Annotated in this window: 25 protein-coding genes and 1 pseudogene; 5 read left to right on the top strand and 21 right to left on the bottom strand. The window is 65.3% G+C overall.

The genetic code is table 11. The annotated features are described in order from the left end of the window. Window positions 1–25: 25 nt before the first annotated feature. The 15 genes from M3149_RS17520 to M3149_RS17450 all read right to left on the bottom strand — a co-directional run bounded on the left by M3149_RS17520 (window position 26) and on the right by M3149_RS17450 (window position 13,874). Window positions 26–829 (bottom strand): SDR family NAD(P)-dependent oxidoreductase, encoded by an 804-nt coding sequence (locus M3149_RS17520; protein ID WP_008328873.1) that lies wholly within the window; start codon window positions 827–829, stop codon window positions 26–28. Continuing rightward, entirely contained in the window at window positions 826–1,416 is a 591-nt protein-coding gene (locus M3149_RS17515; protein ID WP_251710808.1) for an antibiotic biosynthesis monooxygenase, read from the bottom strand. Before M3149_RS17515 ends, M3149_RS17520 begins: the two co-directional genes overlap by 4 nt. A 25-nt stretch (window positions 1,417–1,441) precedes the next feature. After that, a complete protein-coding gene (gene dmpH / locus M3149_RS17510; RefSeq protein ID WP_008328869.1) occupies window positions 1,442–2,230 on the bottom strand; it encodes a 2-oxo-3-hexenedioate decarboxylase in 789 nt (262 codons plus the stop codon). Between the two features lie 19 nt (window positions 2,231–2,249). Next, entirely contained in the window at window positions 2,250–3,035 is a 786-nt protein-coding gene (gene dmpE / locus M3149_RS17505; protein WP_008328863.1) for a 2-oxopent-4-enoate hydratase, read from the bottom strand. Window positions 3,036–3,058: 23 nt separating this feature from the next. After that, complete coding sequence (locus M3149_RS17500) at window positions 3,059–3,925, bottom strand: alpha/beta fold hydrolase (protein ID WP_008328861.1); 867 nt, start codon at window positions 3,923–3,925, stop codon at window positions 3,059–3,061. Between the two features lie 269 nt (window positions 3,926–4,194). Further along, on the bottom strand, window positions 4,195–5,649 hold the full coding sequence (locus tag M3149_RS17495) for a 2-hydroxymuconic semialdehyde dehydrogenase (RefSeq protein ID WP_035884259.1): 1,455 nt from the start codon (window positions 5,647–5,649) through the stop codon (window positions 4,195–4,197). Window positions 5,650–5,674: 25 nt separating this feature from the next. Further along, window positions 5,675–6,106 (bottom strand): GlcG/HbpS family heme-binding protein, encoded by a 432-nt coding sequence (locus M3149_RS17490; protein ID WP_034350336.1) that lies wholly within the window; start codon window positions 6,104–6,106, stop codon window positions 5,675–5,677. A gap of 144 nt (window positions 6,107–6,250) precedes the next feature. Next, a complete protein-coding gene (locus M3149_RS17485; RefSeq protein WP_008328854.1) occupies window positions 6,251–7,195 on the bottom strand; it encodes a catechol 2,3-dioxygenase in 945 nt (314 codons plus the stop codon). Window positions 7,196–7,216: 21 nt separating this feature from the next. Then, complete coding sequence (locus M3149_RS17480) at window positions 7,217–7,615, bottom strand: 2Fe-2S iron-sulfur cluster binding domain-containing protein (protein WP_014386454.1); 399 nt, start codon at window positions 7,613–7,615, stop codon at window positions 7,217–7,219. Beyond that, window positions 7,603–8,520: a LysR family transcriptional regulator gene (locus tag M3149_RS17475; RefSeq protein WP_015060643.1), complete on the bottom strand. Its 918-nt coding sequence runs from the start codon at window positions 8,518–8,520 to the stop codon at window positions 7,603–7,605. The genes M3149_RS17480 and M3149_RS17475 overlap by 13 nt, the downstream gene beginning before the upstream one ends. A 32-nt stretch (window positions 8,521–8,552) precedes the next feature. Continuing rightward, window positions 8,553–9,560: a ferredoxin--NADP reductase gene (locus M3149_RS17470; RefSeq protein WP_251710807.1), complete on the bottom strand. Its 1,008-nt coding sequence runs from the start codon at window positions 9,558–9,560 to the stop codon at window positions 8,553–8,555. Between the two features lie 16 nt (window positions 9,561–9,576). Further along, entirely contained in the window at window positions 9,577–10,221 is a 645-nt protein-coding gene (locus M3149_RS17465) for an aromatic-ring-hydroxylating dioxygenase subunit beta (RefSeq protein WP_014386451.1), read from the bottom strand. After that, on the bottom strand, window positions 10,218–11,564 hold the full coding sequence (locus tag M3149_RS17460) for an aromatic ring-hydroxylating oxygenase subunit alpha (RefSeq protein WP_051705517.1): 1,347 nt from the start codon (window positions 11,562–11,564) through the stop codon (window positions 10,218–10,220). Before M3149_RS17460 ends, M3149_RS17465 begins: the two co-directional genes overlap by 4 nt. 44 nt (window positions 11,565–11,608) lie before the next feature. Beyond that, window positions 11,609–12,373 (bottom strand): type 1 glutamine amidotransferase, encoded by a 765-nt coding sequence (locus tag M3149_RS17455; RefSeq protein WP_050980591.1) that lies wholly within the window; start codon window positions 12,371–12,373, stop codon window positions 11,609–11,611. Window positions 12,374–12,392: 19 nt separating this feature from the next. Next, window positions 12,393–13,874 (bottom strand): glutamine synthetase family protein, encoded by a 1,482-nt coding sequence (locus M3149_RS17450; RefSeq protein WP_015060806.1) that lies wholly within the window; start codon window positions 13,872–13,874, stop codon window positions 12,393–12,395. 309 nt (window positions 13,875–14,183) lie between these two features. On the opposite strand from M3149_RS17450, the gene M3149_RS17445 reads away from it, so the two are divergent. From M3149_RS17445 to tnpC, 4 genes are all read left to right on the top strand, one after another. Further along, complete coding sequence (locus M3149_RS17445; protein WP_014386447.1) at window positions 14,184–14,327, top strand: hypothetical protein; 144 nt, start codon at window positions 14,184–14,186, stop codon at window positions 14,325–14,327. 83 nt (window positions 14,328–14,410) lie between these two features. Then, window positions 14,411–14,752 (top strand): IS66 family insertion sequence element accessory protein TnpA, encoded by a 342-nt coding sequence (gene tnpA / locus M3149_RS17440; protein WP_014386446.1) that lies wholly within the window; start codon window positions 14,411–14,413, stop codon window positions 14,750–14,752. Beyond that, window positions 14,749–15,090: an IS66 family insertion sequence element accessory protein TnpB gene (gene tnpB / locus M3149_RS17435; protein ID WP_014386445.1), complete on the top strand. Its 342-nt coding sequence runs from the start codon at window positions 14,749–14,751 to the stop codon at window positions 15,088–15,090. Before tnpA ends, tnpB begins: the two co-directional genes overlap by 4 nt. 145 nt (window positions 15,091–15,235) lie before the next feature. Beyond that, a complete protein-coding gene (gene tnpC, locus M3149_RS17430; RefSeq protein ID WP_059153614.1) occupies window positions 15,236–16,753 on the top strand; it encodes an IS66 family transposase in 1,518 nt (505 codons plus the stop codon). A 303-nt stretch (window positions 16,754–17,056) separates the two neighbouring features. On the opposite strand, the gene M3149_RS17425 is transcribed toward tnpC, so the two are convergent. Further along, window positions 17,057–19,969 carry a Tn3 family transposase gene (locus tag M3149_RS17425; protein WP_012478196.1) on the bottom strand — a complete coding sequence of 971 codons (2,913 nt, stop codon included), beginning with the start codon at window positions 19,967–19,969 and terminating at the stop codon, window positions 17,057–17,059. A gap of 146 nt (window positions 19,970–20,115) precedes the next feature. Further along, window positions 20,116–21,021, bottom strand: a pseudogene (gene istA / locus M3149_RS17420) (IS21 family transposase); the annotation flags it as partial. A 139-nt stretch (window positions 21,022–21,160) separates the two neighbouring features. On the opposite strand from istA, the gene M3149_RS17415 reads away from it, so the two are divergent. Continuing rightward, window positions 21,161–21,592: a recombinase family protein gene (locus M3149_RS17415; protein WP_071038015.1), complete on the top strand. Its 432-nt coding sequence runs from the start codon at window positions 21,161–21,163 to the stop codon at window positions 21,590–21,592. A gap of 38 nt (window positions 21,593–21,630) precedes the next feature. Here M3149_RS17415 and M3149_RS17410 read toward each other — a convergent pair whose 3' ends face one another. The 4 genes from M3149_RS17410 to merA form a co-directional block, all read right to left on the bottom strand. Then, entirely contained in the window at window positions 21,631–21,834 is a 204-nt protein-coding gene (locus M3149_RS17410) for a DUF3330 domain-containing protein (protein WP_005413391.1), read from the bottom strand. Between the two features lie 132 nt (window positions 21,835–21,966). Beyond that, window positions 21,967–22,203 carry a broad-spectrum mercury transporter MerE gene (gene merE / locus M3149_RS17405; RefSeq protein ID WP_005413392.1) on the bottom strand — a complete coding sequence of 79 codons (237 nt, stop codon included), beginning with the start codon at window positions 22,201–22,203 and terminating at the stop codon, window positions 21,967–21,969. Further along, entirely contained in the window at window positions 22,200–22,565 is a 366-nt protein-coding gene (gene merD / locus M3149_RS17400; protein WP_005798827.1) for a mercury resistance co-regulator MerD, read from the bottom strand. The genes merE and merD overlap by 4 nt, the downstream gene beginning before the upstream one ends. 17 nt (window positions 22,566–22,582) lie before the next feature. Beyond that, window positions 22,583–24,268, bottom strand: a complete 1,686-nt coding sequence (gene merA / locus M3149_RS17395) for a mercury(II) reductase (RefSeq protein WP_005798829.1) — start codon at window positions 24,266–24,268, stop codon at window positions 22,583–22,585. Between the last annotated feature and the right edge of the window lie 33 nt (window positions 24,269–24,301).

Below are 24,301 nucleotides of genomic sequence, written 5' to 3'. Positions count from 1 at the left end.
CTCCTGGGGGAAGAAGAAAAAAGGTTCAGGTGAGCGTGCGCACCACGCCACCGTCCACCCGCAGCGCGGCGCCGGTGGTGGCGCTGGCCTGCGGGCTGCAGACGTAGGCCACCATGGCCGCCACCTCGTCGGGGCGGATGAAGCGGCGCAGCAGCGAGGTGGGGCGCGCGTCGCGGAAGAAGCGGGCCGCGGCTTCGTCGAAGCTCAGGCCCTGCTGCGCGGCGAGCGTGTCGAAGAAAGCGCGTGCGCCTTCGGTCAGCGTGGGGCCGGGCAGCACGCTGTTGACCGTGACGGCGGTGCCGGCGCAGCACTCGGCCAGGCCGCGTGCCACGGACAGCTGGGCCGACTTGCTCATGCCGTAATGCACCATCTCGGCCGGCGGGCAGATGCCCGACTCGCTGGAGATGAAGACGATGCGGCCGCGGTTGCGCGTCAGCATGCCGGGCAGCGCGGCGCGGGCGAGGCGCACGCCGCTCATCACGTTGACCTCGAACAGGTGCTGCCAGTCGGCGTCGGCGATCTGCTCGAAGGGCTTGGGCTCGAAGATGCCGAGGTTGTTGACCAGGATGTCCACATCGGCCAGCCGGGTCGCCACCTGCTCGCAGCCGGCGGCGGTGCCCAGGTCGGCGGCGATGCCCGACACCTCGGCCTGCGGGTGCTGTTGGCGCAGGGTCTGCAGGGCGCGCTGCACCGACGCCTCGCCGCGGCCGTTGAGCACCACATGGGCGCCGTCGGCCAGCAGGGCCTGGGCGATGGCCAGGCCGATGCCAGCGGTCGAGCCCGAGACGAAGGCGGTCTGCCCCGCCAGGGGGCGTGGTGCCGGGCTCATGGGCGCCCTCCTACGGGCGGACGGGCGTGCAGCCAGCCGGCCAGCCAGCGGGTCAGGCGCGGCGCCACCACCCAGGTCATGAGGACCACCACCAGCACGGTGATGACCATGGTGCGCGGCACCAGCGGCCAGTCGGCCAGCAGCGGCGCCACGGTGAGGAACAGCAGCAGCACGGTCGGGAAGATGCCCAGCCAAGTCACGATCGCCACCTTCCCGCGCGGCGGCGCCTTGGTGGTGCTGCCCGCCGGCGCGAACCAGTAGTCCAGCCCGCTGACCCGGCGCATCTCCTGCGCACCGACGGTGTGGGGTGCGACTTGCGCGAGCCAGCGGGCCCGCTCGGGCGAGTCCTGCCAGGCGGCCAGGTGCGCCTCGTTGTCGAAGGCGAAGACCACGTGGTAGAGCAGGGGCTCGTCGCCGCCGCCGGCCTCGCCAGGGCGCACCAGCTGGCCGCCCAGGTGGCCGGGGAAGTGGGTCGCTGCCTCGATCATGCCGGCCATGGCCGTCTCGAAGCCGGCCACGCCTTGGGGTGCGACCCGGCGCGTGACCAGCACGGTCACGGCGCGCGACGGGGTGGCGGGTGCGTTCATGGGTGCAGGCGGCTCAGGGCGGCGCTCAGACGAATCGCATGCCAACCGTGCCCAGGTCCTGGAAGCGCACGTTCACGCTGTCGCCGGCCTGCACCGCAATGGCTTCGGTCACGCCGCCGGTCATGATGAAGCTGCCCGTCGGGATCTCCTGACCGCGCGCGCCCAGGTGGTTGGCCAGGGCGGCGATGGCGGCGGCCGGGTGGCCCATCACGGCGGCGCCGGCGGCCATGGCCACGATCTGGCCGTTCTTCTCCAGCACCACGCCCAGCGTGCGCAGGTCCAGGTCTTCCACACGACGGGCGCGGCCACCGATCACGAAGCGCGAGGCCGAGGTGTTGTCGGCGATCACGCTCTTGAGGTCGAACTTGAAGTCGCGGTAGCGGCTGTCGATGATCTCCACGCCGGGGATCACGAAGTCGATCGCGGCCATCACGGCGCCGACGTGGCAGCCCGGACCTTTGAGCGGCGCCTTGGTGACGACGCAGATCTCGGCCTCGACCTTGGGGTGGATGAGTTCGGAGGTCTTGATGTCGCTGCCTTCGGCGCAGGCCATGTAGTCGCTGACGAAGCCGAAGACCGGCGTGTCCACGCCCATCTGCTTCATCTTGGCGTAGGAGGTCAGGCCGCACTTGAGGCCCACCGTCTTGTGGCCACGGCTTTCCTTGCGCGCGCGGATCAGGTCCTGGATCGCGTAGGCGTCGTCCCAGTCCATGTCCGGGTGGTCGTCGGTGATCTTGGTGACGTCGTGCGCCTTCAGCTCGGCGTTTTCCAGGTGCTCGGCGAGCTGGGCGAGGGTGTTCTTGTCGAGTTTCATGTGGTTGTTTCCTTCCCGCTCAGGCGACGAAACGCACCGACGTGCCGCCCAGGCCGCCGACGCTGCAATACAGGCTGTCGCCCGCGACCACCGGCACCAGCGGCGACTGCGAGCCAGAGAGGATGATGTCGCCGGCCTTGAGGCCGATGCCCAGACGGCCGAGCGTGTTGGCCAGCCAGGCCACCGCGTTGACCGGCGAGCCCTGCACCGATGCGCCGCAGGACGTGCTGATGATTTCGCCGTTCTTTTCCAGCACCATGCCGGCCAGCGCGAGGTCGAGGTCGCGCGGGCTCTTGCGCAGGCCGCCGAGCGTGAGCACGCCGCAGGAGGCGTTGTCGGCCACGGTGTCCTGGATCTTGATCTTCCAGTCCTTGATGCGCGAGTCGACGATCTCGAAGCACGGCATCACGCAGTCGGTGGCGCGCAGCACGTCGGCCGCGGTGACGCCGGGGCCTTCGAGGTCGCGCGCCAGGATGAAGGCGACCTCTGCCTCGGCCTTGGGCGCGATCATGCTGCTCACCGGGATGGGCTGGCCTTCGTTGTAGACCATGCCCGAGAGCAGGTGGCCGAAGTCGGGCTGGTTGACCTTGAGCATGTCCATCACGACCTTGCTCGTCACGCCTATTTTCTTGCCCACCACGCGCTCGCCCGCGTCCAGCCGGCGCTGGATCATGCGCAGCTGGATCTGGTAGGCGTCCTCGATGGTGATGTCCGCTTCGCGGTCGGTCAGCGGAGCGACGGGTTGGCGGTCGAGCAGCGACTGGTAGAGCTCGTCGCCGTAGTGCTGGATCTTGGAGTTGTCCATGGTGTTCTGTGTGGGAAAAGGGGTCAGGCGGACGCGGCGCCCTGCGCGTCGGCTTCGGCGAGGAAGTTCGACACCAGCTGGGCGAAGCGCGCGGCGTGTTCGATCTGCGTCCAGTGGCCGCAGTGGCCGAACACGTGCAGCTGGCTGTTGGGAATCCACTGGCTCAGCGTGAGCGAGGTCTGCAGCGGAATCACCTGGTCCTCGCGGCCGTGGACGATGAGCGTCTCGTGCGGCAGCGCGCGGATCGCCGATTCGGGGCTGGCCATGGCGTCGACCCAGCGCTGGCGCGGGGCCGGGAACATGGCCGAGAAGGATTCCTGGAAGCCGGGGCGGATGCTGGCCTGGTAGCGCAGCTCGGCCAGCTCGTCGGTGACCAGCGCGCGGCTGTGGGCGAAGATGTCCAGCAGGCGCTTCATGGTGGCCAGCGAGGGCTCGTAGCCCCAGACCGCGTCCAGGCCCGGCGTGATCGGGAAGGGCACACCGACCGAGCCCATGAGCACCAGGCGGCGCACGCGCTGCGGCGCGCGGATCGCCAGCGCCAGCGAGAGCGCGCCGCCAAAGCTGTTGCCGACCACGTCGGCTTTCTCGACGCCCATCGCGTCCATGACATCCAGCGCCTGCTGGACCCAGGTGTCCATGTTGTAGGTCATGCCGGCGGGGCGGTCGGTGTAGCCGAAGCCCACCATGTCGGGCGCGATGACTCGCCGATCCTTGGCGATGACCGGCATGGCGAGGCGCCAGTTGGCCCAGGCGCTTACACCCGGACCGGAGCCGTGGATGAACAGCACCGGAGGCTGTCCCGGCTTGGAGCTGCCGAGGTCGTGCACGTTGGTGTTGAAGCTGCCTGTGCGAACGCTCAGCGCAATTTCAGGGTTGTGTGGGGCATTCATGTGTCTTGTCCTTGAGGTCTTTGCTTTGAAGGGGCGGCGAGTGGGCCGGGACGACTGGTTCCGTTCATGTCCCCCGTCGGTCGCTGCGCGCTCGCCTCCTCCTTTACTTCACTGCACCAGTCGCCCCGGCCCACTCGCTGTCGGCGCACGAGGCCGTTCGTCCAGGGCAGCCGTGGAACCGGCTATGCCGGGCCACAGGCGGCGTCCCCCTCGAAGCGTCGAAGACGCGCAACGGAGGGGGGAAGCCGCGCAGCGGCGCAGGGGGGAGATCACAGCTTCACCATCACGTTGCGGAGTTCCGTGTAGAACTCCAGCGAGTGCACGCCGCCTTCGCGGCCGATGCCCGAGGCCTTGCTGCCGCCGAAGGCGGTGCGCAGGTCACGCAGGAACCAGCTGTTGATCCAGCACAGGCCGACCTCGATGGCCGAGGCCATGCGGTGCGCCTTGCCCAGATCCTGCGTCCACACGGTGGTCGCCAGGCCGTAGTCGGTGGCGTTGGCCAGCGCAATCGCTTCCTCTTCGGTGTCGAAGGGGGCGATGTGGCAGCAGGGGCCGAAGATCTCCTCGCGGATCACGCTGGCGCTTTCGGGCAGGCCGGTCCAGATAGTGGGCTGCACGAAGTGGCCGTTGGCGTACTCGCCCGTCATGGCCGGTTCACCGCCGCCGGTGACGACGGTCGCCCCCTCGGCCCTGGCCTTGGCGTAGTAGCCCATGACCTTCTGCTTGTGTTCGGCCGAGATCAGCGGGCCGATGCCCACGCCCGGCATGTCGGGGCCGCCGATCTTCAGGCCCTCAGCCTTTTCTTTCAGCGCGGCGACGAACTTGTCGAAGATCGGGCGCTGCACGTACACGCGTTCGGTGCCCAGGCAGACCTGGCCGCAGTTCTCGAAGGCGCTGCGGGTGATGCCGGCGATGGCCTTGTCGAAGTCGGCGTCGGCGAACACGATGCCGGCGTTCTTGCCGCCGAGTTCGAACGACACCGGGCGCACACCCTTGGCGGCGGCGGCCATGATGGCTTCACCCGTGCGGGTCTCGCCGGTGAAGGTGATGCCGTTGACACCCGGGTGCTTGGTGATGAATTCGCCGGCCGAGCCGGGGCCGAAGCCGTGCAGCACCTGGTACACGCCCTTGGGCACGCCGACCGCGTTCATCACCTCGCCCAGCAGGGTCGCGGTGGCGGGGGTTTCCTCCGAGGGTTTGACGATGACGGTGTTGCCGCAGGCCAGGGCCGGGCCGACCTTCCAGGTCATCAGCAGCAGCGGCAGGTTCCAGGGGCAGATCACGCCGACCACGCCCAGGGGTGTGCGCAGGCCGTAGCTGATGGCAGTGCCGCCGTCGGGCGTGGTCATCTGGAAGCTCTCGGTCGGCACGTTCTTGACGATGTCCGCAAAGATCTTGAAGTTGGCGGCGCCGCGCGGGATGTCGATGTGCGAAGCCAGCGAGCGCGGCTTGCCGGTGTCGGCCAGTTCGGCGGCGAGGAAGTCGTCGAAGCGGCGGTTGATCTCGTCGGCCACCGCGTGCAGCAGTTCGGCGCGCTTGACCACGCTCATCGTGCCCCACTCGCCCTTGAGCGCGGCGCGGCCCGCGGCCACGGCCGCGTCGACCTCGGCCTGACCGGCCTCGTGCACCAGACCTACGACCTCGTTGGTGGCCGGGTTGCGGTTTTCGAAGGTCTTGGCGGTGGCGACGAAATCGCCGTTGATGAAGTTCAGGAACTGTTTCATGGTGCGTGAGGAAGGAAAAGAAAAGTCAGTCGAGGCCCAGGGCCTTCAGGCCGGCGCGGGCACAGGCTTCGTCCTGTTCGGCCGAGCCGCCGGACACGCCGATGCCGCCGATGCGCTGGCCACCGGCCACGATGGGCAGGCCGCCACCGAACAGCACCAGGCGCTGGCGCTGGTTCAGGCCGATGCGCAGCAGCTCGTCGTCGCCGATCACGCCGCCCCACTGCGAGGTGGGGAAGCCAAAGCTGGCCGCGGTGTAGGCCTTGTCGATCGCGATGTCGATCGAATGCAGAAACGCATGGGGCATGCGCAGAAACGCGGTCAGCGTGCCCGAGGCATCGGTCACGGCCACGTTGATGCGAATGCCCGATGCCTCCGCATGCGCCACCGCCGCCTGACAGGCCAACGAAGCCGCAGATGCGGTGATGACGGAAGATGGAACAGAGAGAGCGGATGTCATAAGAAGAAGCGGCGAGAGAAAGGTGACTCCAGTTCGAGGGGCACCGAGGAACCGGCTCCGCCGGGCCTCAGGTGCCGTCCCCCCTCCAAGCGCCGAAGGCGCGCCAGAGAGGGGGGAAGCCGCGTCAGTGGCGCAGGGGGGTGATCACGTGTACACCTCGGTGAAAGACGGCACCAGATAGCCCGTGTGATAGAAGATCCCGCTGCCCAGTTGGTCTTCGGTCCAGGTCGTCACCGGCCGGTCGCGCTGGGCCAGATAGCCCAGGCCGGCGAAGGTCTCGTTGCGGTTGCCGCTCGGGTCGAAGAAGTAGATCGTCTCGCCGCGCGTGATGCCGTGGCGGGTGGGGGCCACGTCGATGCGCGTCTTGGTCTTGGCCATCACGTCGGCGGACTTGAGCACGTCGTGCCACGAGTCCAGGAAGAAGGCGATGTGGTGCAGGCCGCTGCGCGGCCCACCGACGAAGGCGATGTCGTGCGGCGTGGTGGTGCGGGCCATCCAGGTCGCCGCCTGCATGTTGCCTTCGGGTCCGACCAGCACCTGCTCGGTCAGGAAGAAGTCCAGCGCCTCGGTCATGAAGCGGGTGTTGTCGGCCACGGTGTTGATGCCGGCCTCGGGATTCATCTCGCACATCAGCAGGCAGTGGTCCAGCCAGTGGGCGCCCGCGCCCTTGAGGCCGTCGGGCCAGGGGTCGGGATTGATGTTGCCCACGTCGGTGCCGACAAACTCCTTGCTGGCATACAGGCGCATTTCGTGCCCGCTGGGCAGTTTGAACTGCAGCATGCGGCCGGTCGAGGGCAAGGTGCCTTCGTCGAGCATGGTGGTCTTCACACCCCAGGCCTCGATCTTCTGCTGCAGCGCTTCAAGGTCGGCTTCCTTCTCGACCTTGTAGGCCAGGTGGTTCATGCCGGCCTGGTCCGACGGGGTCAGGATGACCGAGTACTTGTCCCATTCGTCCCAGCACTTGAGGTAGACGTTGCCCGCCTTGTCCTTCATGGTGGTCTTCATGCCCAGCACGTTCTCGTAGTGCCGGACGGCGGCGTCCATGTCCATCACTTTCAGGCTCGCGTGCCCGATGCGCATCACACCCATGTTGTGTCTCCTGGTGGTTGGTTACTGCTGCTGAATCGAAGGGCTGGCAGTCGCAGACTCTGCGCGCCCCTTGGAAAACGGTTTGCTCAACTTGCCGGCCACTTCGAGGTTCACCGGCGTCTGGGGTGCCACGCGGCATGCCAGCGTGTAGCCCTGGTTCTCTTCGTCGAGCGTCACGTGTGCACGGCTGATCGGCCCCAGGGCCTTGATCTGTCCCTCGACGATGCGGACCTTGCAGACCCCGCAGCCGCCGTTGACGCAACCCACCGGGATGCCCTTGCGGCCCAGGCGGACCATGCCGGTGAGCAGGCTTTCATTGCCGGCGCAGGCATAGCTGAGGCCAACGTTGGCGATAGTGACCGGCAGCGCCGCCAAGCGCGGGCTGGTGGTCAGGACAGGGAGCGAGGTCATTGAGGCCATGTCGCCATTTCTTCCTGCAGCCTGTCGGCCAATTCGCGCTGCCAAGCTGCCAGCAAGTCAAAGCGGCTGACCAGCCACAGCTCCGTTTCGAAGAAGAGCTTTTCGGGGTACGGCACCAGTTCGGGATAGTCAGCGGCAACGAACTTGGGCAGCAGCGCCACGCCGTGGCCCAGCGCGCACAGGTGCGCCATGGGCACGAAGCTGTCCGACTGCACGCGCACCTTGCCCGTCAGGCCGAACTTGGCCCAGTCCAGGTTGGCGTAGGTGAAGTTGTGATCCTGGTGGAAGAACTGCAAGTTCATGGCCAGAAGGTCGTGGTCGTCGACAAACGCGGGATTTGACGCACTCGTGTCGTGGCGCGCCAGGTACGCGCGGCTGGCGTAAGCGCCCACGGCCACCGCACCGATCTTGCGTACGCGCAGGGAATTGCTGTTGCGCACAGGCCGTGCTAGCCGCACGGCGATGTCCACCTGGTCTTGCTCCAGATTGACGAAGTGCGTCTCGGTGGTGATGTTGAGCAGCAGCCGAGGAAATTTCTCCCCCAGCGCGACGAATACTGGCGCAAAGCGCTTGGCGAACACGTCCATCAGGCTGATGCGCACCACGCCCGCGCCTTCCTGGTGATTCTGAGAGAAGCTGCGCGCCGCCTCTTCCATGTGCTGGGCAGCGCTGACCAGCGCGTGCAGGTCGGCCGAGGCTTTCCAGCCGGCCTCGCTGCGCACGAACAGAGTGCGACCGAAGCGCTGCTCCAGCACCCGGATGCGCCGGCGCAGGGTGGAGTCGTCGATGCCTTCCATGTCGGCTGCAACTTCGTAGCTCCCGTGGCGCTCCAGCGCGAGGAAGGCGCGGATCAGGTCCCATGGAGGTGTGGTGGTGCCGTCTCGGGTCATGGTGCATGCTTTCATCGATGGCTTCAGGCTTTCTGGGGCTTGCAGGTTCAGGAAAAGCGCAGCCGCACCTGGGCGCTGGCGGCGCGCGTGCGGCAGGCCAGCAGCCAGCCTTCTGCAGCATCGTCTTCGTCCAGCACCGAGCTGTCGAGCCGCAGCACCTCGCCGTCCACCAGGCGGCACATGCAGGAGGCGCATTCGCCAACCCGGCAAGCGTGCGGGACGGCCAGCCCGGCGTCGAGCATGGCGCCCAGCAGGAATTGCCCGCCGCGCACCGACACGGTATGCGTCTGCCCCTTGAGCTGAACCGTCAGCTCGGCGTCGGGACCCTCGGCGCCCGTTTCCACCGCGCCCTCCAGCGCAGCGCCGAAGTCCTCGCGGTAGACGCGACTGGGCTCGATCCCAGCCGCTGCCAGCGCAGCCAGAACGGAGTGCATGAAGGCCTCGGGGCCGCAAAGGTAGGCGTCAGCAGCCTCAAGGCCCTGGGTCTGCGCCTCCAGCAGCGCCTGCGTGGGCAGGCCCTGTTCGGCGTCATACCAGTGGCGTATCTCCAGCCGCTGCCCGCTACCCGCCTGTAGCGCCTGCAACTCAGCCAGTAGCATGGCCGTGGCTCGGTCGCGGCAGGCGTAGAACAGCCGTACCTGGGGCGCGCCTTGCAGCAACGCTTCGCGCGCCAGCGCGAAGATGGGCGCAATGCCACTGCCGCCGGCATACAACAGCACTGGTTGGCCATGCCGCGCCAGTGTGAAGCGCCCGGCGGGCGGAAGCACCTGCAATCGTTGGCCCGCTCGCGCGTGGTCGCACAGCCAATTGGAGACGCGCCCACCCGCCACGCGGCGCACCAGCAGGCTGATCGCCTGCCCATCCTCGGGCGCACTGGTGATCGAATAGCAGCGCCAATGTTCATCGCCTTGCACGGGGACGGCAAGCGTCAGGTACTGGCCAGACTGGAAGGAAAAACGCTGCCGCTGCCCGCCGTCCACGCCCAGGCTCAGCAGGATGGCGTCGCTGCCTTGCGGTGAAACAGCGGTGACGGTAAGAGAATGTGCCAGTTTCATGCGCTGCCACCTCCCCTCACAAAAAGAACGAGTTGTTGCCCTGCAGGCAGTCGCTGTCGATCAGGTTGACCTGCTTGAGCACGATGACTAGCCCCTGGGCGCTCTGGCGCAGCACGAACCCGTTCCAGCCCGCGAGCACACGGTTGTGGCCCTCGCGTGACTCGGCCAGAGTGAAGCTGTAGCGCGCGCGCCATTCATTGCCACGGTCCGGGCTGGGCCACACTTCCAGTCCGCCCCAGTGCCGCGCCGTGCGCGAAGTCGGGAACTGCGAGAAGGCCAGCCCGGTGCCCAGGCGGCTCACACGGTCGAGCAGACGGCGCCGGTCGTGGAATTCCAAGGTGACGTATTGGCGCGGGTCGGGCGCGGGCGCGCCCGCCGGCACCCAATAGGCGCATTCCTCGCCATACAACGCCAGCCAGCGCTCGTAGGCGGTCTTGTCCATCGAGCCCTGATCGAGCAGGCGAGCTTCCAGTGTCAGTAGTTGTGCCACCTGCTGCGTTTGCGCGGCGTCAGCGCCCTGGGTGCGCACGGCGGCCTGGGCCAGGTCGTCCGAAGCGGCGAGAAGCCAGTCGTAGAACGCCGGCACCACGTAGAGCGAGGGAGGCTGGTGGCGGTAGGCCGGAACGGCGGCAGCTTGGGCCAGATCCTGGGCGGCGTTCATGGCAGCTTCCCCTTGTTCATTTGCAGCGTCGGGCGGGCTTGCATCAGCCGCTTCCACTGAGCGTAGTAGTTGCGCATGTGAATGTCTGTGGTCACCGGGCCGCTGACCACGCCATCGGGACCGGGCACATCCTTGCCGGTCTCCCAGTGGCGACCCATGTCCACCCATTCGTCCTCGGGGCTGTTCATAAGGCCGCGTTGGCACTCTTCGAAGTTGGCGGCGTCGTCCATCTCGCCCATGACGGGGAAATCCTCCTGCGTGCGCAGGCGCATGGTGTTGACCTCTGCGTCCACGTCTCTGCGCCGGGTGGCATGCCAGCTTACCGAGGTTTCGCCCACCGCCAGAGGCTGGATCACCTGCACCTGGTTGCCGATCAGCGCCAGATTGGGAAAGATGTTGAGGTTCATGCCCGCCCCGACAGTGGTGTCGAGCACGCGTTGGGCCTGATCGCGGCTGTGGGTGGCGGCCACGTGGGCCTCGTAGGGCTCACGCCCCGGCTGCGGGCGCTGCTCGCGCCAGGCGGAGTTGCCGTGCATCTCGGGACGCTGGTCGATCACCGTATGCCCGTTGTCGAGCGCGTTGTTGCTCATGCGGGAGCGGTCGGCGTCGGCGAAGTAGGCCATGTCGCCGCCACCGTAGCGTTCCTTGGTCATCACCAGCAGCGACTGGTGCGAGAACGGCACGTGGTAGCCGTCGCCCGCGTTGTCCCAGACCAGTTTCCAGTTGCAGCCGACGCGAAAGCGCTGAGCGCCGGCCAAGACGATGTTCTGAGCGCCCCCATTGTGCTCGATCCAGGCGTCCAGATAGCGTGTGGCATTGCCGAGGTGCTCGGCCAGGGGCGGCGCCTCGGAGTTCAGGGTAGCGAAGATGAAGCCCTTGTACGACGCCACCTGCGCAGGCCGCGCAAGGTGCATGTCGCGCGCCTTGAAGGCCGGGCCATAGGCGTTCTTGCCGGGAATGCCGAACAACTGACCTCGGTTGTCGAAACGCCAGCCGTGGTAGGGGCAGGTGAAGTTGGCGGCGTTTCCTTGGTGCTCGCGGCAGACGGTTGCGCCGCGGTGCGAGCAACGGTTGGAGAACACGCGAATTTGCCCCTCTTCGTCGCGAGTCACGATGACCTCGCGGGTGCCCAGCCAGGCCTGCCGGAAATCGTTGGGCTCGGGGATCTCGCTTTCATGGGCCAAGTACACCCAGCTGGCGGCGTACACATGGTCCATTTCGCGGGCAAAGATGGCGGGGTCGGTATAGACGCGGCGGTGTACACGGTCTGGCTGCACCAGGTCGTCCCATTCATCGGCGGCGGATTCCCCGGCCGGAACGGCGGCAATATGAATTACTTTCATCGTTTTCTCGCAATTCGGTTGAATCTGAAAATCGCGGCTTCAGTTCATGTTGTTTCGGTAAGCGTGGGCACAGCCGCGGGAGCCAGGGCGCCTTCGTCCAGTAAGCGGCGGCCCAGCGCGATGACGGCGTCGGGAGACAGAGGCTGGCTGGCTTCCTGTTCTACGTGCGCCCACTGCTCGTCGTCGAACAGCGCGCGGTGGTAGGCCATGAACTTGTCTTTCAGGAACTGACGGTCCACCTCGGGGTGCCCCTGGATGCCCAAGATGCGGCCCTGCACCAAGAACACCTCGTGGGGGATGGTCTGCGACGACGCCAGCAGGACGCTGCCCGGCGGCAGTGCCGCCACGCATTCGCCGTGGCTTTGCACCAGCACGCTGGGCGCTTGCGCCAGCGCCGCGCCCAGCAGCTCAACGGCGACGGGGTCCCAGCGCAGGGCATCGACCCCCAGCTTGAAGCGCCCTGACGGGTTCCTGGCAACCCGTCCACCTAGGGCCGCCGCGATGGCCTGCGAGCCAAAGCACAGCCCGATCAGGGGTGAGCCTGCCTCGTCGCTAACGCGGCGAATCAGCGCCAGCAGGTTGCTCACCAGGAGCGAATCGGCATCGTCCACTACCGACATTGGGCTGCCGCTGATGACGTAGCCGTCGTAGCCCATCGCCCGCTCCAGGAAGCCGTCGCGCGCGGGTTCCAGCACGTCCCACTGCTCGCCCGCGCGACCGAAAGTGGCGATCATTTTTTCCTGCAAGATCTCGTCTCCGGGTACTTCAGTGCACCAGAGCACGGCATATTTCTTCTTCACGGTGTCCATGAGCGTTACCTGGTTCAGTTCAGAACAGTTCGAAGTACTCGCGATGCTCCCAGTCGGTGACGGGGTCGCCCGCCATGTCCACGTCGGCGCCTTCGGCGGCCACGAAGCGCGCCCATTCGCTGCGCCGCAGGTGCAGCCAGTAGTGGATGAACTCTTCGCCGAAGGCTTCGCGGAAGAAGCTGGAGCCCTCCAGCACGTCCAGCGCCTCGGCCAGGTTGCGCGGCAGGATCGGAACGTCGGCGGCATAGGGCGTTTCCTGCAGAGGGCCGGGATCGAGTTGGCGACGAATGCCATCGATCCCCGAGAAGAGCTGCGAGGCCAGATACAGGTAGGGGTTGGCCGCCGGCTCGCCGACCCGGTTTTCCACACGGCTGGCTGAGTCTTCTGGGGCGGCGATCACGCGCGCCATGGCGGCGCGGTTGTCCTCGGCCCAGGTCACCCGATCCGGGGCCAGAGAGAACGGGCGTCGGCGTCGGTAGCCGTTAACCGTGGGGGTGGTGAAGCTGGAGGCCGCACAGGCATGTTTGAGCAGGCCACCGACATAGGCCCGGCCCAGCGCCGACAGCGGCTCGCCCGTCTGCGGAACGAAGGCATTGACGCCGGAGTCGCGCGCCGCCAGCGACTGGTGCAGATGCCAGCCCGAGGCACAGAAACCCTCAATCTTGGGTTTGCACATGAAACTGGCAAGGTAACCGCGCCGCCGACAGATTTGCTTGACTGCGTTGCGGAACAACACCATGGTGTCGGCCATGTCCAGGCCGGACATGACGTCGAAGGTGGTCTCCATCTGGCTGGGCCCCCATTCATCCTCGATGCTGCGCAACGGCATGCCCAGCGTCAGCAGGTGCTGGCGCACCTCGGCCATGATGGGTTCGACCTCGTCCAAGTGATTTTCGAGCAGATAGGAGTAGCCCTTGGCGACCGGCATCACCTTGGGCGGTGCCGCCGGTGTGCCGGGGCCACCCAGCGTCTCGGGCTCCAGGCAGGGGTCGACGATGCGCGTCAAGTACCACTCCACCTCCAGGCCACCATGGAAGTCATAGCCCAGATCCGCCAACTGCCCCAGCGCTTTCTTCAACAGGGCACGCGGGCTCAGCGGGAAGGGCCGACCGCTACGCATGTACAGATCGGCCAGCATCCAGCCCGTGCGATCAGCCCAGGGCAGCACGCGGAAGGTGGTGGGGTCGGGCACCATCACCACGTTAGGGCTGCCCGCCAACTCCGGGTTGCCAAGCCCGCCATCCGAGGAAAAGGGATTGAACACGATGGCGCTGGCCGTGTCGAAGAAAAAGGGCGCCATGGTGATTTCCGAGCCGCTGCCGAATGCGGAGCGCAAGGCTGCCACCGACAGCATTTTCCCGCGCAGCAGACCATATTGATCCGGCCATGAGAGGCGAATCATCTGAATGCCGTCCTGCTCGATTTTCTTCAGCACTTCAACGGCCGCCGCCTTCTGGGCGTCGGACCACAAGCCGTGCCGATCAATGAATTTCTGGCTCATTTTTGTCTCCGGGTTTTCCGGCATAGATGCCGGTTGTTTAGAATTAACGAATTACCCAACCATCTGCCACCAGATCAGTTCAGCACGCATTAAATTTGCCAATTGATCTTTGTCGCAGATCAAAATTATGTTGATTTCCTGAGAACCTGAAAGGAAAAACATGCGAAACCTATTCGCAAAAATGCGAGTGATGCAATGGTTTTTTCAACCACCCCCCGCCACTTCGAGCCCTACGGCAACGCTAGGAGCCACGCGGCAGGCTAGGAGCGTGGGCGGCAGAAGCAGGGAATCCCCTGATGACCTGCGCACATGAGTGAGCGTTCAAGCTGCATGGCCATAAGTTACCGCCCCTACGAACCGCAACAAGAGATGCTGCTGTCCGCATCGCTGCAGGACTGGCTGCCTGCGGGGCACCTGGCCTACTTCATCAGCGACACGGTCGATGCGCTGTAAGCGTTCCGCGAACCCATCTTTCATCTCACCGTTGAAGCTGCGAACCTCGGGTCTTCGCAATCAACGAACGAGACGAGGTGGACATGGATCGACAGCAGATGGAACGGTGCCTGGAGCAAGTGGCGGCGTATCGTGCCTCTGGCCAGAAGGCGCAGGTATGGGCCGAGGCCAACGGGGTGCCAGCGGGAACGCTGCAAAGCTGGTGCGCACATGCGCGGCGCTGGCAGGCGCGGCTCGACGGCGTCAGCCCTGAGCCCTCGCCAGCCGCCAGGCCGAGCGGCTTCGTGGCCGCCCGCGTGGCGCCTGGTGCCGCATCGACATCGGTGCGCGTCGAATTGAACGTGGGAGGCACCCGGCTCGATCTGCATTGGCCGCTGGCGCACACGCGTGAACTCGCTTCGCTGCTGCGGGAGTTCGGCCGATGATTCGCATCGACGTCATCTGGCTGGCGCTTGGCGCGGCCGACCTGCGCGGGGGCATCGACACGCTGTTGGCCCAAGTGGTGCGCGGCTTCGCGCTGGGCGCGCAAGCCCACCACGCCTACGTGTTTGCCAACCGCCGCGCCGACCGGCTCAAGGTGCTGGTCTACGACGGCGCGGGCATGTGGCTGTGCACCCGGCGGCTGCAAGCGGGCAGCTTCGCCTGGCCGCGCCAGGACACGGGGTCACTTCAACTCACGCGCGAGCAGTTCGACTGGCTCGTCGCGGGCCTGCCGTGGCAGCGCCTGGGCAGCGCGCAGCCGCAGTCGATCACGGTGGTCTGAATGCGCTCGATTCGAGGTCGGGATTTGCGCGTTTGTCTATTGGAGAAAGTCATGCCTCGCGCGCACGCGCGCGCGAGGCATGATGGCGGCCATGCTCGAAGGCCCGGACACCCACACGATCGATGCGCCGGGCGCACTGGATTCGATGCAGGAGCTGCGCGATGTGATCGGGCGCATGCAAGGCGAGCTGAAGTTCAAGCAAACCAGGATCGAGGCGCTGAACTTCGAGATCGCGCGGCTGAAGCGCTGGCGCTTCGGCTCCTCCAGCGAGAGCCTGGAGACGAGCACGCAGGCGGTGCTGTTCGATCAGATCCTGGCCGACACGGCGCTGGAAGACCGCGCCGCCCAGCAAGACCAGAAGCCACCGGTAGCGCCACCCCGGGCCAAAGGCCAGGCGGTGCGCCAGGCGCTGCCGGCGAGCCTGCCGCGCATCGATCACCATCACGAGATCGAGCAGACCCACTGCGAGTGCGGCCAGCCCTTCAAGCGCATCGGCCAAGAAGTCAGCGAGCAGCTCGATTGCGTGCCGGCCCAATTCTTCGTGCTGCGCCATATCCGCGGCAAGTACGCCTGCACGTGCTGCCAGACGATCCAGGCCGCGCCGATGCCCGCGCAGATCATCGACAAAGGCATCCCCGCGCCGGGCCTGCTCGCGCAGGTGGTGGTGGCCAAGCACGACGATCACTTGCCGCTGTACCGGCAGGAAGAGATCTACGCGCGCTCTGGCGTGCACATCCCGCGCTCGAGCATGGCCCAGTGGATCGGCATCTGCGGGGTGCGTCTGGCACCGCTGGCCGATGCACTGAAGGGCTTCATCCTCAGCCACGGTGTGATCCACGCCGACGAGACGCCGGTGTCGCTGCTGGCGCCGGGGCGCGGCAAGACCAAACGGGCCTACGTCTGGGTCTACCGCACGACCAACTTCGTGGCCCAGCGCGCGGTGCTGTTCGACTTCACCGCCAGCCGCGCCGGCGAACATCCGCGGCGCGTGCTGCGAGGCTTCGGCGGCACGCTGGTCAGCGACGATTACAGCGGCTATTTTGGGCTTCAGGCGCAAGGCGTCAGCGCCGCACTATGCTGGGCCCACGCGCGGCGCAAGCTGTTCGAGGCGCACGAGTTCAACGCCAGCCAGATCGCCGGCCAGGCGGTGGCGCTGATCGCAAAGCTGTACGAGGTCGAGCGCGAGGCGCGCGAACTCGAACCCCAGGCACGGTGGCTGCTGCGCCAGCAACGCTCCAGGCCCATCGTCCAGGCCCTGCACCTCTGGCTGACCGGGCAGCGCCAGAAGCTGGCCAATGCCGACGTGACGGCCAAGGCGATCGATTATTCGCTGAGCAATTGGCGCGCGCTCACGCGCTACCTGGACGACGGCGACGTCCCAATCGACAACAACGCGGCGGAGAACGCGGTGCGCCCGCTGTGCGTTGGCCGCAAGAATTGGCTTTTTGTAGGCTCGCAGCAGGCCGGCGAGCGCGCTGGCGTGGTCATGAGCCTGATCGAGTCGGCCAAACTAAACGGGCACGATCCCTGGGCCTACCTCAAGGACGTCTTCGAGCGTCTGCCCACGCTCAAGCAGCGCGACCTCGCGCAGCTGCTGCCGCACAACTGGCGGCCTGCCACCGACATCGCCGTGCCAAACGCGGCGCTCGCCGCCGCCGCGTAGAACCATCCTTCAACACGCCGTCATCGACGGCGCAAGGGTGTCGTTCGCGGAACGCTTACGGTGTGCCGGCGGCGCCGGCGCAGTTGCTGCCGGTGCGAATCGAGCCGAACCTGGCGACCGTGCCGCAGCGCGAAGGCGGCCTGATTGAAGTGCAGATCCACGGGGTCGATTTGTTTTCGTTGTCAAAAGTGACGGTAGGAGATCGAGCACTGGCGTAGGGGTGGCCTGCCAAGCCATTGATTTCATTGGGTTTCCTGTTGATTTTTTTGATCGCCGTTTGAGGGCGCAAAAGCGTGCTCGGTTTCAACCGCCGGTCCCGGTTTTCGGCGTGGTCTGTGACGGCAGGATTTCACTGGCATAACGCTCCACTGGAAAGCGGAATACGCCCCTCAAATTGATACCTTGCAGCCGCGTCGGCGCAATTTTCCCCGTGAGCTCCGCCGGGATGACCTGACGCCGGTTGGCCCAGCGGTCCAGAACGGCCTGCATCTGGGTTGTGTTCCAGGCCATGATGATGTTGGCCAACAGACTCAAGGCGTCAGCCACCGCCTGCATTTCCTCGGCCCGCTTGGCCTGAGCCGGGCTCACTCTGCCGGTATAAATCGCCCGCTTCAAGGCATTGACCGCCTCACCCCGGTTGAGTACCCGACGCAGCTCATTCCTGAAGGCGTCTTTGACAAAGTAGTCGGCCAGGAACGCAGTTCGCAGCAAGCGCCCCAACTGAACACCCGCTTCGTAGATGGGGTCTCCCCGCGCCGCCGATCCAAATCTGGCCAGCGCTGCAACTGCGCTGGCGTTGCCGCTCATCACCGAGGCTGCCAAATGGACCAAGGTGTCCCAGTGCTTCTCAATCAAAGCGGTATCGACGGTAGCCTCGCAAACTGCTGCGATCTCCGGTGGAATGATCGTGCCACGCGGCACGTACAGATGACGCTGCTTCAATTCCTTCAGTCGTGGGCATAGATCGAACCCCAGTAGCCGGGCCAACGCCATGGCAAAGTCGGTGTAGCCGTGGGTGTCCACCGCCAACTGGCTGGTCTCGATGGATTCTTGGCGCACGACACCCTCAATGGCGACCCCTGCCTGGCGCTCATTGAGCACAAAAGGCTGCGCGTAGAAGATCCCCCATCGGTCACGCACATGGGAGTAGATGCCAATCGAGGACGTGTTGCGTCTTGGATCCTGTCGGGCCTGCCACACCCGTTGGGTGGTTTCCATGCTCATCATGTCGGACGACGCCAGGTCCGTGCGACCCCATGTCGCTGCAATGGGGTGCCGTTGCATGAACTCCAGCACCGCGTGGCAGGCTTGACTCAAGCGACGCTCGTCCCCGGCCCAACGCATGGCCTGACGGATGCTGGTGGCAGACAACTGCGGAATCATACGGGCGCATTCGGCCGCCGTCAGACTGGTGCCGTGGGCCATGATGCCGGCGTAGACCATCAGCAGCTCTTCTGTCGAACGTGGCTCGCGGCCAAGCATGATCCAGCTGAAACGTACCTGAGCGTCAACGGCCAGGATCACTTCTGGGAGTTGCACCTCACCGATCCTCAGGTCAAGTTTGGCCCTCAACTTAATCACCTCTGGATCTTCATCCTCTGCCGGCAATACTGAAAGGTGGAGTTCTTCGTCCACGCGCAGCACACCGCTGCGCGCGGCGACGGCCACTGCCTCCACGCCGGCGCGTACCTTGGCCAGCAACGGCTTCAAAAGTGTGGATGCATTGGCTGGCAGTGACAGTCGGGCATAGTGCCGTTTGGCTTCTTCCTGCCAGCGCGCATCAGTGAAGAACAGGCGTGCGCGGCCACGAAAGCTCAGGCTGTGCTCAATCCACACCGAACCGTTGCGCACGGCACGTCGCAATGAAAACAGGGTGGCCACCTCCAAGGCCCGAAACGCGCGCTCCCGGTCGGCACCCGCAATCGCGCCGCTCCAGACCGAACCCAAGCGAGGGGCGCTGACATCAGCAGGTAGTTCGCGAAGTTTGCCCGCGTACAGTTTCGTCAATTGGGCCAAGGCTGTGGTCACCGGGTGCTCGCTATTGGCCTGCCAGGGCAGCTTGGTGATTTCGGCCAGCAAAGAGCGCACGGGACGTATGGCGTCAAACAAACGCTCACGCACCACCGAGGCCCGGCTGGGTGGTTTGCCTTGCTGGCTGGCACTGAGCAGGGCAACAATTCGAGCCCGCAACTCCGCGTCTTGAAGTTCACCCTGGGCGACCAAACCAGCCAGCTCTGCCAGCAATGTCTTGTACAGGTCAGCCCAATTGACCGTCTCCGTGACACCTGCTGCGACCGTGCGCCAAAGATCGGCAACGCGCCGCTGAACCATCAAGATAGCTTGGTCTGTGCTGGTAAACAGGCAGTGCCGTAAAAAGCAGCCAACCTCCACTGTGCGAGCGGGTTCTTTGATCCTGGCCCCCACCGAGGGAGGCCTTGAAGCCAGGCGGCGTGCATAGCGCCGCACAATGAGACCGGACAGGTCGTCCAGGTGTTTGTGGACATTCAGGGCGTACAGCAGTTCGATTCGCTCGAACACCTCGCCAATTTGTTTGGTTGAGTGTTTGGCCGGTGCCGACCACAACCAGCTCTGCTGGGTTTGCCCATCCGGGCGCAATGCGGCCATGGCATCCCGCCAGCGCACCAGTTGTTCGGGCAGCACAGATGCCGCAATCGTTTTGGCTGTTTCTTCTTCGAGTTGTCCCAGCGCCGCTGTGACCAGGACACGGATGTCACGGTCGCGCAGGATCAGGATCTTGCTTTGATACAACCAGCGCCGAGCGAATACGAGCAATTGATCCCGATCGGCGCAGCGGGCCACCTCATCGCGCAGGGTGCGTACCAGGGCGCGACGTTGGTGCTCCGTCATCCAATGAAACCCCAGGACATCACAGGCCAGTTGTTGATGGTCAAAGAGGGTTCGACCGCGAACATACAGGGCTCGCAGGGATGCCAGTTCAACAGCAGTGATGCCGATTTCGTCACCCAGATGGCGCCACAGGGTTGTCGGAACGATGCGCACCGAATTCAGCAGGCGCCCGCTCAAGCGCAAGAAACCTATGTGCAGTGCCAGACCCAGCTTGTGGGCGTTGCTTCGGCGGGCGTTGATGAGCTCGCGCTCAGTACGGCTGTACGTGAAAAACGACTGAAGCTCGAAGGTGCTGATTTCCCTTGGCAGCTCTCGCAGGCCAAGGTAGGTTGTGTGCCAGCTTTGCATCTTGTGTCTCCGGTGATTGGGGCAGACACAATACGCCTGAAAAAGTGAACAGGAAAACCAATGAAATCAAGGGCTTATCAGACCACCCCTACGCCAGTGCTCGATCTCCTACCGTCACTTTTGACAACGAAAACAAATCGACCCCGATGCGCCCGCTCGTGTTCGAGCATCTCGGCCACGCTGAACTGCTCGTGCTCGGGGTGGCGCACCTCGTCCCACAACGCCCGGCACCGCTGGCCCAGCCAGGCGTTGAGTTCGCTGAAGCTGCCGAAGCGCTGCTTGGCCGCGTCGATCCAGATGCGCCGGCGGCTGTCCTGCACGTTCTTCTCGACGACGCCCTTCTCCCAGCCGCTGGCGACGTTGCAGAAGTCCGGGTCGTACAGGTAGTGCGCACACATGGTCGCGAAGCGCTCATTGACGATCCGGCCCTTACCCTTCTTGACCTTGTCCACCGCGGTCTTCATGTTGTCGTAGATGCCGCGCCGGGCCACGCCGCCCAGGGCTGCAAAGCTGCGGGTATGGGCATCGAACAACATCTCATGGCCTTGGCTCGGATAGGCCACCAGCCAGAAGGCCCGCGAAGCGCATAGCTTCATGTGCGAGACCTGCATGCGGTAGTAGATCCCGCCCACCACCAGCCCTTCCTCGCTCCAGTCGAACTGGAAGGCTTCGCCGAGCTCGAAGGCCAGCGGCACGAAGGCGTTGGCGCTCGCAGATTGACCTTCGCCCTGGCGCCACGCCCGGATGAAGTCGGTCACCCGCGTGTAGCCACCGTCGTAGCCAGCGCCCCTGATCTCGGCGTACAGCGCCTTGGCCGTGCGACGCTCGCGCTTGGGCCGCCGGGCGTCGGCCTTCAACGCCTGCCTGAGCGCCTCGTGGAACGCAGTGAGCTTGTTCGGCTGCTCCCCGCGCCGGTACTTCGGCGGGCCATCCACCTCGCCGTGCAGCCACTTCGCAACCGTGTTGCGCGACAGCCCCGTCATGCGCGAGATCTCGCGCTCCGATTTGTTCTTCCGGGCATGCAAACGCCGGATCCTGCCAATCATGTCCATGGTGATCACTCCTCGTCCTCTGCTGCACAAAAAAACAGCAGAGTAGGTTGAACACCTGGCTCAATTTTGGGTCGGCACAACCCTCATAAGTGGCTCAGTTTTCGGTCGGCGCCAACAGGCACTACGGCCAGGCGACACGTTGGTCGTTTGGAAACTGGATCGGCTCGGGCGCGACCTGCGCCATCTGATCAATACCGTCCATGACCTGACCGGACGCGGCATCGGCCTCAAGGTGCTGACCGGGCACGGCGCGGCCATTGACACCACGACCGCCGCCGGCAAGCTGGTCTTCGGTATCTTCGCCGCGCTGGCCGAGTTCGAGCGCGAGTTGATCGCCGAGCGCACCGTGGCGGGCCTGGCCTCAGCACGGGCACGCGGCCGGAAAGGCGGCCGGCCGTTCAAGATGACCGCCGCCAAGCTGCGGCTGGCGATGGCGGCAATGGGGCAGTCAGAGACCAAGGTCGGCGACCTGTGCCAGGAACTTGGCATCACGCGGCAGACCCTGTATCGGCATATTTCACCCAAGGGCGAGCTACGTCCAGATGGCGAGAAGCTACTCAGCCGAATTTGATGCCGACATGAGGCGACGTAGCGAAAGCGTGGTTTGTCTCAATTTGACGGCGGCGAACCGCAAGCGTTCGGTTCGCCGCTCGTTTCGGTCGCAGTGCTGGCCCGCGCCTGGAAACGTTGATAACACTCCAGCCCGCAGAAGTGCTCGACGTACTCCGCGCCTTCCGGTGTGAAGGCGGCATCGAGCGGAATTTCCTTGCAGCACACGCAGCAACTGGTGGCGGTCGGATCATTTGCATTCATGGTGGCACCCCTCCATTGACTGACGAAGACGGCGAATGCCGCCGCCGGCATCGGCTTTGCGAACAGAAAGCCTTGCCCGCGCTCGAACGCTTGGGCCCTCCGCCGTAGTCCATCCATCCGGCCGGGAAGCGCTCATGATCTTTCCCTGAATGCCCGCAACGCCCGCGCCAGTGACAGAAGAAACAGGCCGGTCAAACCGAGCGCCGTGATGACCCAATACTCGACAAGGAATGCACCGGCGGTTGTGCCGGCCAGCACGGCAGCGAGGATGGACAGGTGGCAGGGGCAAGTCAGCACGGCCAGCGTGCCCCACAGGTAGCCGGTGAACGGTTTGTGCGTCTCGGCCGGCATGCGCTCGGGGCTGTTCATGGCAAACTCTCCGCATGCTGTGCCGGCGCGGTCGGCATGGCGGCCAACTGCACTTCCAGATTGGCCAACGCTTCGCGCCGGCGTTCGACGAACTGACGCAGCACAGCAAGCTGCGCGGCAGTTTCATCGCAGTTCGCCGCATCCAGCGCCCGGCACAGCCGCGCCAATGCGCCGAGGCCGATGCCCGCCTCGAAGGCGGCCCGCACGAAGCACAGTCGCTGCAAGGCGGCGTCATCGAACAGGCCGTAGCCACCCGTGGTGCAGGCGACTGGCCGCAGCAATCCACGCAGCAGGTAATCGCGCACGATATGCACACTCACCCCGGCATCAAAGGCCAACCGGGACACCGTGTAGGCGTTCATCGAACACCTCCTTTTCCTCATCCGGCACAACACGAAAGCTGCTTCACGTCCTTGCTGAAGGTCTGCGCCGCGAGCTTCAACCCCTCGACCATCGTCAGGTAGGGGAACAACTGGTCGGCCAGTTCCTGCACCGTCATGCGGTTGCGAATGGCGAGAACAGCCGTCTGGATCAATTCGCCGGCTTCCGGGGCGACGACCTGCACGCCGATGAGCCGTCCGCTACCTTCCTCGATGACCAGCTTGATAAAGCCGCGTGTGTCGAAGTTGGCAAGCGCACGCGGCACGTTGTCGAGCGTGAGCGTGCGACTGTCGGTTTCGATCCCGTCGTGATGCGCTTCCGCTTCGCTGTAGCCCACGGTTGCTACTTGCGGATCGGTGAACACCACGGCCGGCATCGCGGTTAGATTGATGGCAGCATCCCCTCCGGTCATGTTGATCGCGGCACGGGTGCCGGCCGCTGCCGCCACATAGACGAATTGTGGCTGGTCCGTGCAGTCGCCGGCCGCGTAAATGTGTGGCGTGCTGGTGCGCATGCCCTTGTCGATGACGATGGCACCCTGCGCATTGACGGTGACTCCCGCCGCGTCGAGTGCCAGGCTGCGCGTGTTCGGTGTCCGTCCGGTAGCGACCAGCAGCTTGTCGGCACGTACTTCACCGTGTCCCGTGGTCAGCACGAATTCGCCGTTCACATGCGCGACCTGGCTGGCTTGCGTGTGTTCCAGTACCTTGATCCCTTCGGCACGGAAGGCCGCTGTGACGGCCTCGCCGATGGACGGGTCGTCGCGGAAGAACAGCGTGTTGCGAGCTAGGATCGTGACCTGGCTGCCCAGCCGGGCGAAGGCTTGCGCCAGTTCCAGCGCGACCACCGACGAGCCGATCACGGCTAGGCGTTCGGGAAGGGTGTCGCTGACCAGGGCCTCGGTCGAAGTCCAGTAGGGTGACTCTTTCAGGCCCGGAATCGGCGGCACGGCCGGGCTGGCACCCGTGGCGACTAAGCAGCGGTCGAAAGCTACCACGCGCTCGCCACCATCGTTTAAACGGACGACCAGGCTCTGCTCATCCTTGAAACGCGCCTCACCATGTACAACGGTGATGGCCGGGTTGCCGTCCAGAATGCCTTCGTACTTGGCATGGCGCAGTTCTTCGACGCGCGCCTGCTGCTGGGCCAGTAGTTTGCTGCGGTCAATCGCAGGCACAGTCGCCGCGATACCGCCGTCGAACGGACTTTCCCGACGTAAATGGGCGATGTGGGCGGCGCGAATCATGATCTTGGACGGCACGCAGCCGACGTTGACGCAGGTGCCGCCGATGGTGCCGCGCTCGATCAGCGAGACGTGCGCGCCTTGCTCGACGGCCTTCAGTGCTGCCGCCATTGCCGCGCCACCGCTACCAATGACGACGACCTGCAACGGGCGTTCGTTGCCACTGGGCTTATCAGCGGCCCCTATCCAGCCGCGCATCTTGTCGAGCAGGCCGGCGCGGTTGTCCGTCGGTGGCGCATCGGCAAGCGTTGCCTCGTAGCCCAGTCCGGCCACGGCGGTAGTCAGCGCATCCGATGACGTGCCCGCCTCAATGGCGAGTTGCGCTGTGCCCTTCGGATAGGACACCAGCGCCGATTGCACGCCGGGCACTTTCTCCAAGGCTTCCTTGACGTGAGCCGCGCACGAGTCGCAGGTCATCCCGGTGATTTTCAGGGTGGTCATGTATTTTTCCTTTTCTGTGGTGGCTACGGCTGT

It is taken from the genome of Hydrogenophaga intermedia, from assembly GCF_023715105.1.
Taxonomy (GTDB): domain Bacteria; phylum Pseudomonadota; class Gammaproteobacteria; order Burkholderiales; family Burkholderiaceae_C; genus Hydrogenophaga; species Hydrogenophaga intermedia_A.
This window is presented reverse-complemented; position numbering and strand designations above follow the sequence as displayed.